This is a genomic window from Streptomyces sp. NPDC059897 (assembly GCF_042730865.1).
Classification (GTDB): Bacteria; Actinomycetota; Actinomycetes; order Streptomycetales; family Streptomycetaceae; genus Streptomyces.
On record NZ_JBHWKQ010000029.1, the window covers coordinates 28938 to 46295 of the forward strand.

Sequence of the window (17358 nt, forward strand, 5' to 3'; positions counted from 1 at the left end):
TAGCTGTATCCCCCAAGTAACGGCTTTTGGGGGCGCGGGGAACTGCGCGCGCAACACATCGCCGCGCACACAGCCGGCGAGGCAACGCCCTGTGGCCCAGGGCACAAAAAACGGTTGGGCTGCACCATACGGTGCAGCCCAACCGCTAACTACCTGCTAGCGCAGAGCGTTTCAGCTCTGGCCACCCGCCAGCTTCTCGCGAAGCGCGGCGAGCGCCTCGTCCGAGGCGAGCGCGCCGGAGTTGTCGGCCGTCTCCGAGGAGTACGAGCCGCCGCCGCCACCGCTGCCGCCGGAGGCAGCCGGAGCCGAAGCACCGGCGGGAGCCGCGGCACCCTCGGCCTCGGCCTGAGCGTCGGCCTCGCGGGACTTGATGACCTGAGCCTGGTGCTGCTCGAAGCGCTGCTGCGCCTCGGCGTACTGGGTCTCCCAGGCCTCGCGCTGGGTGTCGAAGCCCTCGAGCCAGTCGTTGGTCTCGGGGTCGAAGCCCTCGGGGTAGATGTAGTTGCCCTGGTCGTCGTAGGACGCGGCCATGCCGTACAGGGTCGGGTCGAACTCGACGACCGACGGGTCGGCGCCGAAGGCCTCGTTGGCCTGCTTCAGCGAGAGGCTGATGCGACGACGCTCGAGGTCGATGTCGATGACCTTGACGAAGATCTCGTCGTTGACCTGGACGACCTGCTCCGGGATCTCCACGTGGCGCTCGGCCAGCTCGGAGATGTGGACCAGGCCCTCGATGCCCTCGTCGACGCGGACGAACGCACCGAACGGAACCAGCTTCGTGACCTTGCCGGGAACGACCTGGCCGATCTGGTGCGTGCGGGCGAACTGCTGCCACGGGTCTTCCTGCGTCGCCTTCAGCGACAGGGAGACACGCTCGCGGTCCATGTCGACGTCGAGGACCTCGACGGTGACTTCCTGGCCGACCTCGACAACCTCGGACGGGTGGTCGATGTGCTTCCAGGAGAGCTCGGAGACGTGGACGAGACCGTCGACGCCACCCAGGTCCACGAAGGCACCGAAGTTGACGATCGAGGAAACGACGCCGGAGCGGACCTGACCCTTCTGCAGGGTGGTGAGGAACGTCTGGCGGACCTCGGACTGGGTCTGCTCGAGCCAGGCACGGCGGGACAGGACCACGTTGTTGCGGTTCTTGTCCAGCTCGATGATCTTCGCCTCGAGCTCCTTGCCCACGTAAGGCTGAAGGTCGCGGACGCGGCGCATCTCGACGAGGGAGGCCGGCAGGAAGCCACGGAGGCCGATGTCGAGGATGAGACCACCCTTGACGACCTCGATGACGGTACCGGTGACGATCCCGTCCTCTTCCTTGATCTTCTCGATCGTGCCCCAGGCACGCTCGTACTGAGCGCGCTTCTTGGACAGGATGAGACGGCCTTCCTTGTCCTCCTTCTGGAGAACCAGGGCCTCGATCTCGTCGCCGACGGCCACGACCTCGTTCGGGTCGACGTCGTGCTTGATCGAGAGCTCGCGGCTCGGGATGACACCTTCGGTCTTGTAACCGATGTCGAGGAGAACCTCGTCCCGGTCAACCTTGACGATGACGCCGTCGACGATGTCGCCATCGTTGAAGTACTTGATCGTCTCGTCGATGGCGGCGAGGAAAGCTTCCTCGTTACCGATGTCGTTGACCGCAACCTGCGGGGTGGTGGCGGTGGTCTCGGTGCTGCTCGTCATGTGGGAAAGGGCTCCGGCGGACATTGAAAGTCGGTGGGTACTGCTACGCCGGGAGCCCGTTTCGCTCTGAAGAAGCCGGACAGCCTTGGAAGCGCCGAATCCGGACTTCCGTGTGGAACCGGTGGCGCCTCGACAACCGAGGGGACATGCAACAGATGCGAGCACAGCCTGCTATGTCCGAGGTGCGCAGGCCCGCAGCGCAACTTGTAGCATACGGGGGCAGCCGGACAGGGTCAATGCGCGAAGGCGCACACCCGGGGCGGATCGCCGCATACCCGGCACAAAACCTGTCACGCGAGGCCACTGGCATCGCCATGGGCCTCGCAGGGCCCGCACACTATTACGAGGGAGCGGATCATCCAAGAGTCCGGACCAATGGAAGCGCACGACTCCCCCACTACGGTCGACGACGACTCGACGGCGACCCGGCGGGACGCGGACACCACGGAGAGCGCGCGGGCCAACCGCGGCTGGTGGGACAGGAACGCGGACGACTACCAGGTCGAGCACGGCACGTTCCTCGGCGACGACCGTTTCGTGTGGTGCCCCGAGGGGCTCGACGAGATGGAGGCCGAGCTGCTCGGCCCGCTCGACGAGCTCGCCGGCAAGGACGTCCTGGAGATCGGGGCGGGCGCCGCGCAGTGCTCGCGCTGGCTGCTCGCCCAGGGCGCGCGTCCCGTCGCCCTCGACCTCTCGCACCGCCAGCTCCAGCACGCGCTGCGCATCGACGGCGGCAAGGTGCCGCTCGTGGAGGCGGACGCGAGCGTGCTCCCCTTCAAGGACGGCTCCTTCGACCTCGCCTGCTCCGCGTACGGGGCGCTCCCCTTCATCGCGGACCAGGTGCAGGTGCTGCGCGAGGTGCACCGCGTGCTGCGGCCCGGCGGCCGGTTCGTCTTCTCGGTCACGCACCCGGTCCGCTGGGCGTTCCCCGACGAGCCGGGCCCCGAGGGCCTCTCCGTCTCCGCCTCCTACTTCGACCGCACCCCTTACGTGGAGCAGGACGAGGAGGGGCGGGCCGTCTACGTGGAGCACCACCGGACCATCGGGGACCGGGTGCGGGACGTGGTGGCGGGCGGCTTCCGGCTCGTCGACCTCGTGGAGCCCGAGTGGCCCGGGTGGAACACGCAGGAGTGGGGCGGCTGGTCGCCGCTGCGCGGGAACCTGATCCCGGGGACGTCGATCTTCGTGTGCGAGCGGCAGTAGACACTGGTCACGTGATCCGTGACGACGCCCTGCGAGCCCTCCCCGTACGTTCCGCGCTGCCGGACCTGACCTCCGCGCTCGACGCGGACGGGGTCGCGGTGCTCGTCGCCCCGCCCGGCACCGGCAAGACGACCCTCGTTCCGCTGGTCCTTGCCGGGCTGCTCGACGAGGACGCTCCCGTACGTCGTGTGGTGGTCGCCGAGCCGCGGCGGATCGCGGCCCGGGCGGCGGCCCGGCGGATGGCGTGGCTGCTCGGCGAGAAGGCCGGGGAGCGGGTCGGGTACACGGTGCGCGGGGAGCGCGTCGTGGGGCCTCGTACGTGCGTCGAGGTCGTGACGACCGGGGTGCTGCTGCAACGGCTGCAGCGGGATCAGGAGTTGGCCGGCGTCGACGTCGTGATGCTCGACGAGGTGCACGAGCGGCACCTGGACGCGGACACCGTGGCCGCCTTCCTGTGGGACGTGCGCGAGGCGCTGCGTCCCGAGCTGAAGCTGGTCGCGGCGTCCGCGACGACGGATGCCGAGGGGTGGGCGGCGCTGCTCGGGGGCGCTCCGGTCGTCGAGGCCGAGGGCGTCTCGTACCCGGTGGACGTGGTGTGGGCGCCGCCCGCGCGTCCGGTGCGGCCGCCGCACGGGATGCGGGTGGATCCGGCGCTGCTCACGCATGTGGCGTCCGTGGTGCGGCGCGCGCTCGCCGAGCGGGACGGGGACGTGCTGTGTTTCCTGCCCGGCGTCGGGGAGATCGCGCGGGTGGCCGGTCAGCTGGGCGGCCTGGGCGAGGTGGACGTGCTGCAGGTGCACGGGCGGGCAGCGGCCGCCGTGCAGGACGCGGTGCTCTCGGCGGGTGCGCGGCGGCGGGTCGTCCTTGCCACGGCCGTCGCCGAGTCGTCGTTGACGGTGCCCGGGGTGCGGGTCGTCGTGGACGCGGGGCTGGCCCGTGAGCCGCGGGTGGACCACGCGCGCGGGTTGAGCGCGCTGACGACCGTACGGGCCTCCCGGGCCGCCGGGACGCAGCGGGCCGGACGTGCCGGGCGTGAGGCGCCGGGTGTCGTGTACCGGTGCTGGGAGGAGGCGGAGGACGGGCGCCTGCCGCGCTTCCCCTCCCCGGAGATCAAGGTCGCGGACCTGACGGCGTTCGCGCTGCAGGTGGCGTGCTGGGGCGACCCGGACGCGTCGGGCCTCGCGCTGCTTGACGCGCCGCCCGGCGGGGCGATGGCGGCGGCCCGGTCCGTACTGACGGCGGTGGGCGCGGTCGACGGGGATTCGGGCCGGGCCACCGGGCGGGGTGCGCGGCTCGCGCGGCTCGGGCTGCATCCGCGCCTTGGCCGTGCGCTGGTGGACGCGGCGCCGGTGGTGGGCGCGAAGCGGGCGGCGGAGGTCGTGGCGCTGCTGAGCGAGGAGCCGCCGCGGGAGTACGGGGACGATCTCGGCGGGGCGTTGCGGGCAGCTCGCCGCGGGGGTGACGCGTATGCCCGGCGGTGGACCGCGGAGGTCCGGCGGCTCGCCCGCCTGACCTCGGGGGACGCGGCTCCCCCGGCGACCGGATCGGACGATCACGCCGTCGGTGTCGTCGCCGCGCTCGCCTTTCCCGAGCGGGTCGCCCGGCGCTCCGGCGGATCGCTGCTCATGGTCTCCGGCACCCGCGCCGACGTGCCCGACGGCTCCGCCCTGCGCGACGCCGAGTGGGTCGCCGTCGCCGTCGCGGACCGGCCCGTGGGGGCCGGGCACGCGCGCGTGCGGCTCGGCGCCGTGGTGGACGAGGAGGTCGCCCGACGGGCCGCCGCGTCACTGTTCCACGAAGGCGATGAAGTGGCCTGGGCGGGCGGCGAGTTGGTGGCTCGGCACGTCACCCGGCTCGGCGCCGTGGAACTCGCCGTGCGCCCCCTCAAGAACCCCGCCCCCGGCCTCGTACGGGACGCGCTGCTCGAAGGGCTGCGGCGGGAAGGGCTCGGGCTGCTGCGGTGGAGCAAGGATGCCGTGGCGCTGCGGGAGCGCCTTGCGTTTCTGCGGCGGCATGTCGGGGAGCCGTGGCCGGACGTGGGCGACGAGGCGCTGCACGCGCGCGTGGACGAGTGGCTCGAGCCCGAGTTGAGCGCGGCGCGGCGCCGGGCGGACCTCGGGCGGATCGACGCCGGGGAGGCGCTGAAGCGGCTGCTGCCGTGGGCGGGCGGGCAGGCGGCGCGCCTGGACGAGCTGGCGCCCGAACGCCTCGAGGTGCCGAGCGGGTCCCGGATCCGGCTCGACTACGCGGACCCCGAACAGCCCGTGCTCGCGGTGAAGTTGCAGGAGATGTTCGGGCTGCGGGAGACGCCGCGCGTGGCGGGGGTCCCGGTGCTCGTACATCTGCTGTCGCCCGCCGGGCGGCCCGCCGCGGTCACGGCGGACCTGGCCTCGTTCTGGGGCGACGGCTACCGCTCCGTACGGGCCGATCTGCGCGGCCGCTACCCCAAGCACCCGTGGCCCGAGGACCCGGCGACGGCCGAGCCCACGCGGCACACGAACGCCCGGCTCAGACGCTGACGGGGTCGGGCTCCGGCTCGGTCACCGGCGTCTCCTCCGGCTCACCGGGGCGCCGGCTGCGCGCCTCCAGCCACAGCGACAGCGAGAGCAGCAGCGCGCCGAGGATCAGGAAGCCCCATGGCAGGTAGGACGTGAGCAGCAGGACCAGGACGCGCTGGGACTTGACCAGGTCGACCGTCGACTCGATGAAGTCGGGGCGCATCTTGACGTGTCCGGAGAACGCGGTGATCTTCTTGTCGGGATCACTGGCAAGGAGCGTGCCGCCGCGCATCTGCTCCTTGTGGATCTCCTCGCCGTACACGGGGGCGCCGGTCGTCGGGTCGACCCAGAACTTGCGGACCGTCGTGTAGTACATCTCGGTGCCGGTCTTGGCGACCGACTCCGGGGTGATGCCCTTGACGGGGAGCTTCTTGGGGAAGGGGACCTTCGTCCACGGGATGGTCTGCTCGAAGTAGTAGACGCTCAGGCCGTGGAAGTTCTGGGTGCCCTTGTAGTGGATGGGGCGGGTGACGCGGGCGCGCGCGTCGAAGTACTCGTAGTCCCGCTTCTCCGTCAGGAACGGCCACTTGAACTCGATGCCCTCGCGCTTGACCGGGTCCCCGTCGACGGATTCGCCCTTGGCGTGCACGGGCGCGGAGCTGTGGGCGTCGAAGATGTAGCGCTCGGGGATCTGGGACACCATCTTGCCGTCGGGTCCCACGACGTAGGTGAGGCCGTCCCAGACGACGACGTCGCGGCCTGCGGTCTCCTCCACCTTGTTCGACGCCTCGACGTTGCCCTTGAGGGTCTGCACGATGCTGAGCTTGGGGACCTTCTTCTCCTTCATGGTCCCGTAGTCGACGAGGGTCGCGTTCTTCGCCTCCAGGACCATCGTCTGGTACTGGCTCGGCGGGATCTTCGCGAGGCGCGGGAACGCGTACCAGCGCATCAGCGGGGACATCGCCGTGCAGAACACGGCGAAGGCGAGCAGGATCAGGCTGGCCTTGCGGCGCATCGCGGCGGCCCTCCTCAGCTACGGGCGTGGCACGGGCTTCTACGGGTGTTTGGGCACGGAGTGCAGCAGCGGTTTCGGGGATGTCTCGCCCGGCGGGGCACCGACCGCGGTCATGGTGAGGACCAGGGCGAGCGCCGCGGCGAGACCGATCGCCGCGGCGACGAGAGCGCGCATGTCCGACCTCCCTGCAGCCTTGCGGCACACGGAATCTGATGAGGCGTCAGGCCTCTGGGTCGGTGCACCGTAGCAACGCGGAGCGGGAATGAGAACACGTTGTACGGGACGTAGTTGAGCCCCCGACCATGTGCGGTCGGGGGCTCAACTGCGCGGTGCGCGGGGCGTGTTACGAGGCGGAGGCGGCCGTCACCTTCAGTTCGACGTCGAGCGTCGCGCCGCCCGTCGTGGTGACGCGCAACAGGAACGTGCCGGTGGTGTCGTCCGCGTACAGCTTCGGCACCGTGAGGTTCCCCTCGGCGTCGGCCGTCAGGCCCTTGAAGGTGCGGATCGTCTTGCCGTCCGCGTCCTTGAAGTAGGGGCCCTTGTCCGCCTGGGTCGCGTCGTCCTTGGACTTCACGAGGGTGGCGGTCGCGCCGACCTTGCCGGCGGCGGCGCCCTTGTACGTGGCCTTCAGCTCGACGTCCTCGGCGAAGGTGCCGCCCGCCTCGCAGGTCAGCTCCTCCTCGCCGGCGCGGATCAGCTTGTCGGCGCGGGCGGTGACCGTCGCCGTGGCGTAGACGGGGTCCAGGGTGCGGCCGACGACGGTGGCGCGGACCTTGAACTGACCGGTCTGCTTCCCCGCCTCGACCGCGGGCGCGGTGGCCACGCCGGAGCTGTTCGTGCTGACGGTGGCGCCGGTGGCTCCGCCGGAGAACGTGGCGTCCGTGTCGCCGACGATCGCGAAACGAATCTTCGCGGAGCCGACGGCGGAGCCCGCCGCGTTCCTCGCCTTCACCTTGACCCGCTGGCTGAAGGTGTCGTCCTGGAGGGCGGCGAGGGTGCCGGTGCCGGCGTCGGCGAGCTTGGTGACGGACTCGGTGGGGCTGGTGGTGGGCGGCGGGGTGGTCTCGCCGGGACTCTCCGAGCCGCCGCCGGTGCTTCCGCCGGTGTTTCCGCCGGGGCCCGTCGAGCCGCCGCCGGACGGGGCCTTCGGCGGGTTCTTGGACGGCTGCTTCGTGGTCGGGGCGTCCGACGGCCGGTCGGATTCACGGCCGGAGGGGCTCGGCGACGGGCTCGCGCCGCTGCCGCCGCCGCTCGGGTGCTTGGGCAGCACGCCGGTGCCGTCGGGGACCGAGTGGGAGTCCTTGCGGTAGCGCTCCAGCCAGGCCAGAACAGTGGCGAGGTACTCCGAGGAGTTGTTGTAGCTGAGGATCGCCTTGTTGAGGTCCAGGGCGTTCGACAGGTCGCGGTCGTCGCGGCACAGGTAGTGGCCCGCGGCGAGAGCGGCGTCGTAGACGTTGTTCGGGTCCTTCTTGCCGTCGCCGTTGCCGTCGCGGCCCGCCCACTCCCACGTGGAGGGGATGAACTGCATGGGGCCCACGGCCCGGTCGTGGACCGTGTCGCCGTCGTAGTTTCCGCCGTCGGTGTCGGTGATCTTCGCGAAGCCGTTGCCGTCCAGGGGCGGGCCCTTGATCGCGTGCAGCGTGTTGCCGTCCGCGTCGACGTCGCCGCCGCGGGCCTGACCCGACTCGACCTTGCCGATCGCGGCGAGCAGCTGCCAGTCCAGGTTGCAGCCGGGCTTCGTGGTGCCTATCTCGGCGGCGGCCTTCTTGTAGGCGTCGAGGACGGTCGCGGGGATGCCGGAGTCGTCGCCGCCCTTGCTGCCCTTGCCGGGCGAGGTGGTGGGGCTGTCCAGCGGCGGCAGGTCCGTGTAGTAGTCGGGGCCCGACGCCGAGTCCGGCGGGGTGTCGTCGGAGCGGTCCGCCGCGGACTTGCCGCTGTCCCCGTGCGGGGTGATCACGCCGGGTGCCTGGGACGCGGACAGGGCCGCCACCGCCGCGGCGGCGACCGCGGCCGTCATGACTCCCCTGCGCAGTCGCCTGCCGAATACCGCCGCCATGCCGCGAGCCCTCCCCTTGTCGCCTGTACCGACCCGCGATGCTCCCCCAGCACGCGGATCCCGCCGACCCTACGACAACTTCCGCCGCACAGACACCCGTTCGTGCCCGGTATTGAACGATTGCGCCGCTACGGATGCCGTACGATTCCACGCTCGCACGTACGGGAAAACAGGGGGACACGTGCCGTTCACCATCAGCCATGCCGCGGCCGTGCTGCCCTTCGTGCGGCGGGACGGTGCGGGGCGGGGGCCGCTGGTGCCCGCGCTGCTCGTCGCCGGGTCGTTCGCGCCCGACCTCACGTACTACGCGGCGGGTGTGGCGCCGGGGGCCATGGAATTCGGCGCGTTCACGCACTCGTTCGCGGGCGTGTTCACCGTGGACGTGGCGGTCGCGCTCGTGGTGGTGGCCGTGTGGCGGCTGGTCCGGGAGCCGCTGCTCGGGCTCGCGCCGGGGCGGGTGCGGGGGCGGTTGGCGGCGGTGCTGCGGCCCCGGGCGCGGACGGGGCGGTGGCCGCTGTGGTGGTACGTGTCGGCGGTGGTGGGCGCGACGACGCACGTCGTGTGGGACGCCTTCACGCACCCGGACCGCTGGGGGACGCGCCTCTTCCCGGTCCTCGACGAGACGTTCGCGGGGTCCCCGCTGTACTGGTACGCCCAGTACGCCGGTTCGGCCGCCGCGCTCGCGGTCCTCGCCGGGTACGCGTGGTGGGCGCTGCGGACCGCCGTCCCCGCCCCGGCGCCGCCCGCCGGGGAGCGGTGGCTCGGCTGGACCCTGATCGCGGCCTGCGCGTGCGCCGCCGGCACGCTGCGGGTGACGCGCTGGCTGTCGTACGTGAACGGGGCCGGCCTCACGTGGCAACCGTGGGAGATCGTCCCGGCGTTGTGCTTCGGCGCGGGAGCGGGCGTGGTGGTGGGCGTGGTGCTGTACGCACTGGTGACCCGTTTGAAGCCCCGCCGGCGATTGAGGCGCGGGGTCCGGGGCAGAGCCCCGCGACGTAGGCCCGGTGCGGGCCGCGACAACGCAACCCGCACCCGACCGACCAGCCCCTAGTGGGCGGCGGACTCCCAGTCCGCCCCCAGCCCCACCGACACATCCAGCGGAGCGCGAAGCGCGACCGCCCCGGCCATCTCCCGCCGCACCAGCTCCTCCGCCGCCGCGGCCTCGCCCGGCGCGATCTCCAGCACGACTTCGTCGTGCACCTGGAGCAGCATCCGGGACTTGAGCTTCGCCTCGCTCAGCGCCTTGTCGACGTTGAGCATCGCGATCTTCACGATGTCGGCGGCGGTGCCCTGGATCGGCGCGTTGAGCGCCATCCGCTCGGCCATCTCGCGGCGCTGCCGGTTGTCCGAGTTCAGGTCGGGCAGGTAGCGGCGGCGTCCCAGCATCGTCTCCGTGTACCCGGTGGCGCGCGCCTCGTCGACGGCCCGCCGCAGGTAGTCCCGTACTCCGCCGAACCGCTCGAAGTACGTGTCCATCAGGCCGCGCGCCTCGCCCGGGTCGATGCCCAGCTGGCCGGAGAGCCCGAACGCGGACAGGCCGTACGCGAGTCCGTACGACATCGCCTTGATCTTGCGGCGCATCTCCGCGTCGACCGCGTCCCGCTCCACGCCGAAGACCTGGGAGGCCACCGTGGTGTGCAGGTCCTCGCCGGAGTTGAACGCCTCCAGGAGGCCCTCGTCCTCCGACAGGTGCGCCATGACGCGCAGTTCGATCTGGCTGTAGTCGGCCGTCATCAGCGACTCGTAGCCCTCACCGACCACGAATCCGCGGCGGATGGCACGGCCCTCGTCCGTGCGCACCGGGATGTTCTGCAGGTTCGGGTCCGTGGACGACAGGCGGCCTGTCGCCGCGACCGTCTGGTTGAACGTGGTGTGGATGCGGCCGTCCGCCGCGATCGTCTTGATCAGGCCCTCGACGGTGACGCGGAGCTTGGCCTGCTCACGGTGGCGCAGCATGATCACGGGGAGTTCGTGGTCGGTCTGCGTGGCCAGCCAGGCGAGCGCGTCGGCGTCCGTCGTGTAGCCGGTCTTGGTCTTCTTCGTCTTCGGGAGGTCGAGTTCCTCGAAGAAGACGGCCTGGAGCTGCTTCGGGGAGCCGAGGTTGAACTCGTGCCCCACCGCGTCGTGCGCCTCCTTCACCGCCTGCTGCACGGCGCCCGCGAACATCTGCTCCATCGACTCAAGGTGGGCGCGGTCGGCGGCGATGCCGTGCCGCTCCAGGCGGGCGAGGAGCGTGGACGTGGGCAGCTCGATGTCGGTGAGCAGGTCGGCGGCGCCGACCTCCTTGAGGCGCTCGCCGAAGGCCTCGCCGAGGTCGAGGATCGCGCGGGCCTGCACCATGAGCGCGTCGGCCTCGGCCTGGTCGTCCTCGTCGGTGCCGAAGGCGAGCTGGCCGTCGGCCGCTCCGGCGGGGGCGAGCTCGCGGCCCAGGTATTCCAGGGACAGCGCGTCGAGCGCGAAGGAGCGGCGGCCCGGCTTGACCAGGTACGCGGCGAGCGCCGTGTCCATGGTGATGCCCTCGACGCTCCAGCCGTGCTCGGCGAAGACCCGCATGACGCTCTTGGCGTTGTGCAGCACCTTCGGCTTCTTCGCGTCGGCGAGCCAGGCGGCGAAGGCCTTCTCGTCGGCCTCGTCGAGCGTCGACGGGTCGAACCAGGCGGCCTCTCCCCCGGCGGCGGCCAGCGCGATCTCGGTGACCGAGCCGGTGCCCAGCGTCCAGGTGTCGACGGTCGCCATGCCGAGGACCGCCTTGCCGTGCTCGGCCAGCCACGGCGCGAGCTCGCCCGTCGCGAGCACCTTCCCGTCGAGCTCGACGCCCGGCTCGGCCGGGGTCTCCTCGGCCTCCTCGGCGCCCGGGTCGACGGCGAACAGGCGCTCGCGCAGCGACGGGTTACGGATTTCGAGGGTGTCCAGGATCATCGCGATCGCTGTCCGGTCGTACGCCTCGCGTCCCAGGTCGGCGACCGTCTTCGGCAGCTCGACGTCGCGCACCATCTCGGTGAGGCGCCGGTTCAGCTTCACGGCCTCGATGTGGTCCCGGAAGTTCTGCCCGGCCTTGCCCTTGACCTCCTCGGCGCGCTCGACCAGCTCGGCGAACGAACCGAACTGGTTGATCCACTTCGCGGCGGTCTTCTCGCCGACTCCGGGGATGCCCGGCAGGTTGTCCGAGGGGTCGCCGCGCAGCGCGGCGAAGTCCGGGTACTGGGCCGGGGTGAGCCCGTACTTCTCCTCGACCTTCTCCGGGGTGAACCGGGTCAGCTCGGAGACGCCCTTGGTGGGGTACAGCACCGTCACGTTCTCCGACACCAGCTGGAACGAGTCCCGGTCGCCGGTGACGATGAGGACCTCGAAGCCGGCGGCCTCGGCCTGCGTGGCGAGCGTGGCGATCACGTCGTCGGCCTCGAAGCCGTCGACCGCGAAGCGCGGTGTGTGCATCGCGTCGAGCAGCTCGCCGATCAGCTCGACCTGGCCCTTGAACTCGTCCGGCGTCTTCGAACGGTTCGCCTTGTACTCGGTGAACTCCTCGGAGCGCCACGTCTTGCGCGACACGTCGAACGCCACCGCGAAGTGCGTCGGCTCCTCGTCGCGCAGCGTGTTCGCCAGCATCGACGCGAAACCGTAGATCGCGTTCGTCGGCTGGCCCGTCGCCGTCGTGAAGTTCTCCGCGGGCAGCGCGAAGAATGCCCGGTACGCCAGCGAGTGCCCGTCCATGAGCATCAGGCGGGGACGCCCGCCCGAGCTGCCGTCTGCTGCCTTCGCCACCGGATCCACCGTCTTCTTAGCCGTCTTCGCTGCTGCTTTCTCTGCCACGCCCACGATCCTGCCACGCCCCACTGACAGCGCGGCCCACCTCCCACCGGAGCGGGCGTTGTCGGACCCCCGTGCGAAGATCGGAGACGTAGCTCACAGCGCTGCTCGGCAGGACGCGCAGCAGCACCGCAGGACCGCTCAAAGGGGAGCCGATCGATGGCAAGCAAGCCGCCCGCATCCGACCCGGTACAGGACGCGCCGCAGGTCGCGGCGCCGCAGCACCATGCCGCCGGGCTCCCCGCCGTGAAGCACTCGCTCAAGATGGCGCGCGAGCAGATGGGCGTGAAGCGGACCGCGCTGACGCTGCTTCGCGTCAACCAGAAGGACGGCTTCGACTGCCCGGGCTGCGCCTGGCCGGAGCCGGAGCACCGGCACGCGGCGGAGTTCTGTGAGAACGGGGCGAAGGCGGTCGCCGAGGAGGCCACCCTGCGCCGCGTGACACCGGAGTTCTTCGCCGCGCACCCGGTGACGGACCTCGCGACGCGCTCCGGGTACTGGCTGGGCCAGCAGGGCCGCCTCACCCACCCCATGCTTCTGGACGAGGGCGGGACCCACTACGAGCCCGTCACCTGGGAGCGCGCCTTCGACCTGATCGCGGACGAGCTGACCGCGCTCGACTCCCCCGACGAGGCCGTCTTCTACACGTCGGGGCGCACGAGCAACGAGGCGGCGTTCCTCTACCAGTTGTTCGCCCGCGAGTTCGGCACGAACAATCTGCCCGACTGTTCGAACATGTGCCACGAGTCGTCGGGCTCCGCGCTCACGGAGACGATCGGCATCGGCAAGGGCAGCGTCCTCCTCGAGGACCTCTACAAGTCGGACCTGATCATCGTCGCCGGGCAGAATCCGGGCACGAACCATCCGCGCATGCTCTCCGCCCTGGAGAAGGCGAAGGCCGGCGGCGCGAAGATCATCTCCATCAATCCGCTGCCCGAGGCGGGCCTGGAGAAGTTCAAGAACCCGCAGACCCCCAAGGGCCTCACCAAGGGCGCGGCGCTCAACGATCTGTTCCTGCAGATCCGTCTCGGCGGCGACCAGGCCCTCTTCCGCCTCCTCAACAAGCTGATCCTCGCCACGGAAGGCGCCACCGACGACGCCTTCATCGCCGAGCACACGCACGGCTACGAGGAGTTCGCGAAGGCCGCCCGGGACGCCGACTGGGACGAGACCCTCGCCGCGACCGGCCTGTCCCGCGCCGACATCGAGCGCACCCTGGAGCTGGTCCTCGCCTCCAAGCGCACCGTCGTGTGCTGGGCCATGGGCCTCACCCAGCACAAGCACTCTGTGCCGACGATCCGCGAAGTGGTCAACTTCCTGCTGCTGCGCGGCAACATCGGGCGTCCGGGCGCGGGCGTGTGCCCGGTGCGCGGCCACTCGAACGTGCAGGGCGACCGCACCATGGGCATCTTCGAGCGCCCCGCCCCCGCGTTCCTCGACGCCCTGGAGAAGGAGTTCGGCTTCGCCCCGCCGCGCGAGCACGGCTTCGACGTGGTCCGCGCCATCCGGGCCCTGCGCGACGGACAGGCGAAGGTCTTCTTCGCCATGGGCGGCAACTTCGTCTCGGCGTCCCCCGACACCGAGGTCACCGAGTCGGCGATGCGCCGCGCCCGCCTCACCGTCCACGTCTCCACGAAGCTGAACCGCTCGCACGCCGTCACCGGCACCCGCGCGCTGATCCTGCCCACCCTCGGCCGCACCGAGCGCGACCTCCAGGGCAGCGGCGAACAGTTCGTGACCGTCGAGGACTCCATGGGCATGGTGCACGCCTCCCGCGGCCGCCTGGACCCTGCGAGCCACCACCTGCTGTCCGAGCCGGCCATCGTCGCCCGCCTCGCCCGCCGCGTCCTCGGCACCGAATCCCTGACGCCCTGGGAGGAGTTCGAGAAGGACTACGCGACGGTCCGCGACCGCATCGCTCGCCTGATCCCCGGCTTCGAGGACTTCAACGAGAAGGTCGCCGACCCGAGCGGCTTCGCGCTCCCGCACGCCCCGCGCGACGAGCGCCGCTTCCCCACGGCCACCGGCAAGGCCAACTTCACGGCGGCGCCCGTCGAGTACCCGCGCGTGCCCGAGGGCCGCCTGCTGCTCCAGACACTGCGCTCGCACGACCAGTACAACACCACGATCTACGGCCTGGACGACCGCTACCGCGGCATCAGGAACGGCCGCCGCGTCGTCCTCGTCAACGCCGACGACGCCAAGGACCTCGACCTCGCCGAGGGCTCCTACGTGGACCTCGTAAGTGAGTGGGACGACGGCGTCGAGCGGCGCGCGCCCGGCTTCCGTGTCGTGCACTACCCGACGGCCCGCGGCTGCGCGGCCGCCTACTACCCGGAGACGAACGTGCTGGTGCCGCTGGACGCCACCGCGGACACCAGCAACACACCCGCCAGCAAGTCCGTCGTGGTCCGCCTGGAACAATCCAGGACCGACTGAGCGTTTGCTCAGCCAGGTATCAGCCACGTATCAGTCACGTAGACGACTCAAGCACCGCACGACGAACGGAGCCGGGCGCCATGGGCGAGCAGAACCACACGCAGTTCCCGCAAGAGGTCATCGACGAGTACGCCGCACTCGGCATCGACCTCGTCGCCCTGTTCTCCGCCGGGCACCTGGGCACGCGCATGGGCATCGACGTCAAGGAGGCCTCGGCCGAGCGCGTCGTCGGCACCATGCCCGTCGAGGGCAACACGCAGCCCTACGGGCTGCTGCACGGCGGCGCCTCCGCCGTCCTCGCCGAGACCCTCGGCTCCGTCGGCGCGATGCTGCACGGCGGCAGCGGCAAGATCGCCGTCGGCGTCGACCTGAACTGCACGCACCACCGCGGCGCCCGCTCCGGCCTCGTCACCGGCGTCGCCACACCGCTGCACCGCGGCCGCTCCACGGCGACGTACGAGATCGTCATCACTGACGAGCAGGACAGGCGGGTCTGCTCGGCCCGCCTGACCTGCATGCTGAAGGAAGTCCCGGACGCGCCGACCGCGTAGTACGGGACTCCCCGGGCGCCTACCCCTTGCCGGTGGGCGCCAGCGGCAGCGTCACCGAGCTGTCCCCGGCGCGCACGGTCATCCTCGTGCCCGCCGGGTAGCGCAGCGTGTAGTCGTAGTCGGTGGAGATCAGGACGACACCGAGCCGGTGCCCGGCCTTGAAGACGTAGTCCTCGGGCTGCATGTCCCACTTCAGCCGGTACTCGCGGCCCTCGACGACCTTGGACTGCCGCTCGTACGACGTCCGATTGCGGGCATCCAGCCAGCCCCGCGTCACGATCTTGAAGTCGGCGGTCTCGGTGCGGTGCTTCGTGCGGTACGCACAGCCCGTCTCACCGGCGAGCCCCGGCACCCCCTCGCCGTAGCAGACCTGCTGCGAGGTGTCGGTGACCGTGCCCGACGTGGCCCGGGTGTCCCGTCCGTAGTCGACGAGCAGCGCCGTCACATACGGCGACGTTCCGGCCAGCGAGGCCCGCACATCGACCTCCGGCACACCGTTCAGCCGGACGTCCTTGTCGAGCGTCCCCGTCGTGTACGCGAGCCGGTTCGGATTCACGTCGTCCGGCGACGTCACCAGCTTCTCCGCGGCGACCGTACGGCCCGCGTCGGTCAGCGACTGCACGCGCTTGGGGCCCGCCGTGCTCCCCAGCGCCCCGTCGGCACGCATCCGCAGCGTCGTCGAGCGGGTCCCCGCCGCCGGCCAGTCGCTCTGCTGCTGCCAGCCGAAGTCGGCCTGCTCGACGTCGACTTGAGGCTCCTTCGTGACGCCGTTGTCGATGCCGTACAGATAGTGGTCGAACCAGTGATGGACCTGGCTCAGCCACTCCTCCATGCGCAGCGGCATCGGATTGGAGTGCCCGGCCTGGTGCAGCCACAGCTTGCGCGGCACATGGTTCTTCTTCAGCGCCTCCCACAGCTGACCGGCGTTCTTCGTCTTCACGTTCCAGTCGCCCAGGCCGTGCACGACGAACGTCGCCGCCTTGATCCGGCGGGCGTCCTTCAGATAGTCGCGCTCCTGCCAGTACGGCGACCAGTCACCGCTCCCCCGGTCCTGATCACGCTCCAGCGCGTCGAGCACCGGCTTGCAGATCTCCCGGTCGGCCCGCGAGTACACGTACCGCGCGAGGACGTCGGTGTCCTCGCCCTGGAACGTGCCGGGCGCCACGACCCCGCCGTTCGCCCGGTAGTAGTCGTACCAGGAGGAGATCCCGGAGATCGGCACGATCGCCTTGAGGCCCTCGACTCCCGTACTGGCGACGGCGGTCGGCAGCGTGCCGTTGTAGGAGATCCCCATCATCGCGGAGTCACCGGTCGACCAGTCGGCCCGCACCGGCTCGCCGTCGGTGTCCCAGCCCTTGGCGCGCCCGTTCAGCCAGTCGATCGCGGCCTTCGCCCCCAGGGTCTCGTTGCGGCCGCCCGAGGTCGGACAGCCGGTGGAGCCGCCGGTACCGAGACTGTCGACCTCGGCCACGGCATAGCCGCGCGGCAGGAAGTAGTTGTCGTAGTACCCGCCGTACGCCACCGCAGGACCCGCCAACCCGGCCTTGCCGGGTTCCCGTTGGAACCGGTTCCCCGACTCCGGAAGCCCGTCCTCGTCCAGGTCCACGACATGGTTCGGTACATCGTTGCCACCCGCCCAGTACGGGCTGGCCTCGACGATCGTGGCGACCTTCAGGCCCGCCGTGTCCGTCTCCTTGGGCCGCAGGATCCGCATGCGCACCGTGTCGCGCTTCCCGTCACCGTCACTGTCGGCCTCGGTCTGCACGTCGACCTTCTGCAGCACGGCGTCCGCACGCGAGAAGACGGGCTGCGTCTCACGATCCTCGATCCTCAACTCCGCCCGACCGGCGGAGGGTTGCACCGCGTACGCGGACGGGGCGGCCGTCGCCGCCACCAGCGCACACACCAACGTCAGACCGAAGCGTCTCTTACCGGTGGATCTCGCCATCGTGCCTCCAAGGGCGCGTTCAGGGAGCTCACTCACGGGACGGGAGGTGACGTGAGGTATTCCACCGCGCCACGCCCCGCCCGACCAGAGGGCCTCAGCAACTCCCGCCGCCAGAAGCAACATTGGCGACAATCCCGCCAACTCGGCCG

Annotated in this window: 11 protein-coding genes; 5 read left to right on the top strand and 6 right to left on the bottom strand. The window is 71.0% G+C overall.

Going from position 1 to position 17358, the window contains the following annotated elements; translation table 11 throughout:
• Window positions 1–171: 171 nt before the first annotated feature.
• Window positions 172–1692, bottom strand: a complete 1521-nt coding sequence (rpsA, locus tag ACFV9W_RS27420; RefSeq protein ID WP_385765598.1) for a 30S ribosomal protein S1 — start codon at window positions 1690–1692, stop codon at window positions 172–174.
• 375 nt (window positions 1693–2067) lie between these two features.
• Here rpsA and ACFV9W_RS27425 point away from each other — a divergent pair, with 375 nt between their 5' ends.
• Window positions 2068–2895 (top strand): class I SAM-dependent methyltransferase, encoded by an 828-nt coding sequence (locus tag ACFV9W_RS27425; RefSeq protein ID WP_385765601.1) that lies wholly within the window; start codon window positions 2068–2070, stop codon window positions 2893–2895.
• 11 nt (window positions 2896–2906) lie between these two features.
• Entirely contained in the window at window positions 2907–5414 is a 2508-nt protein-coding gene (hrpB, locus tag ACFV9W_RS27430; protein WP_385765604.1) for an ATP-dependent helicase HrpB, read from the top strand.
• Here hrpB and ACFV9W_RS27435 read toward each other — a convergent pair.
• From ACFV9W_RS27435 to ACFV9W_RS27445, 3 genes are all read right to left on the bottom strand, one after another.
• Window positions 5404–6408, bottom strand: coding sequence for a DUF3068 domain-containing protein (locus tag ACFV9W_RS27435; RefSeq protein ID WP_385765607.1), 1005 nt, complete (start codon window positions 6406–6408; stop codon window positions 5404–5406). The two genes, hrpB and ACFV9W_RS27435, sit on opposite strands and share 11 nt — an antisense overlap.
• Before the next feature lie 39 nt (window positions 6409–6447).
• Window positions 6448–6582: an SPW_0924 family protein gene (locus ACFV9W_RS27440; protein ID WP_266720761.1), complete on the bottom strand. Its 135-nt coding sequence runs from the start codon at window positions 6580–6582 to the stop codon at window positions 6448–6450.
• Window positions 6583–6751: 169 nt separating this feature from the next.
• Window positions 6752–8464, bottom strand: coding sequence for a lytic transglycosylase domain-containing protein (locus ACFV9W_RS27445; protein WP_385765612.1), 1713 nt, complete (start codon window positions 8462–8464; stop codon window positions 6752–6754).
• A 181-nt stretch (window positions 8465–8645) separates the two neighbouring features.
• Here ACFV9W_RS27445 and ACFV9W_RS27450 point away from each other — a divergent pair, with 181 nt between their 5' ends.
• A complete protein-coding gene (locus ACFV9W_RS27450) occupies window positions 8646–9515 on the top strand; it encodes a DUF4184 family protein (RefSeq protein ID WP_385765615.1) in 870 nt (289 codons plus the stop codon).
• Here the strand turns inward: ACFV9W_RS27450 and polA are convergent.
• Window positions 9512–12181, bottom strand: coding sequence for a DNA polymerase I (gene polA, locus ACFV9W_RS27455; protein ID WP_385765749.1), 2670 nt, complete (start codon window positions 12179–12181; stop codon window positions 9512–9514). The genes ACFV9W_RS27450 and polA overlap by 4 nt on opposite strands.
• A 249-nt stretch (window positions 12182–12430) precedes the next feature.
• Between polA and ACFV9W_RS27460 the strand changes: the two genes are divergently transcribed.
• Window positions 12431–14710, top strand: a complete 2280-nt coding sequence (locus tag ACFV9W_RS27460) for an FdhF/YdeP family oxidoreductase (protein ID WP_385765618.1) — start codon at window positions 12431–12433, stop codon at window positions 14708–14710.
• An 80-nt stretch (window positions 14711–14790) separates the two neighbouring features.
• Complete coding sequence (locus tag ACFV9W_RS27465) at window positions 14791–15261, top strand: hotdog fold thioesterase (RefSeq protein ID WP_326017619.1); 471 nt, start codon at window positions 14791–14793, stop codon at window positions 15259–15261.
• A 19-nt stretch (window positions 15262–15280) separates the two neighbouring features.
• Here ACFV9W_RS27465 and ACFV9W_RS27470 read toward each other — a convergent pair whose 3' ends face one another.
• Complete coding sequence (locus ACFV9W_RS27470) at window positions 15281–17209, bottom strand: Xaa-Pro dipeptidyl-peptidase (RefSeq protein WP_385765621.1); 1929 nt, start codon at window positions 17207–17209, stop codon at window positions 15281–15283.
• Window positions 17210–17358 lie beyond the last annotated feature (149 nt).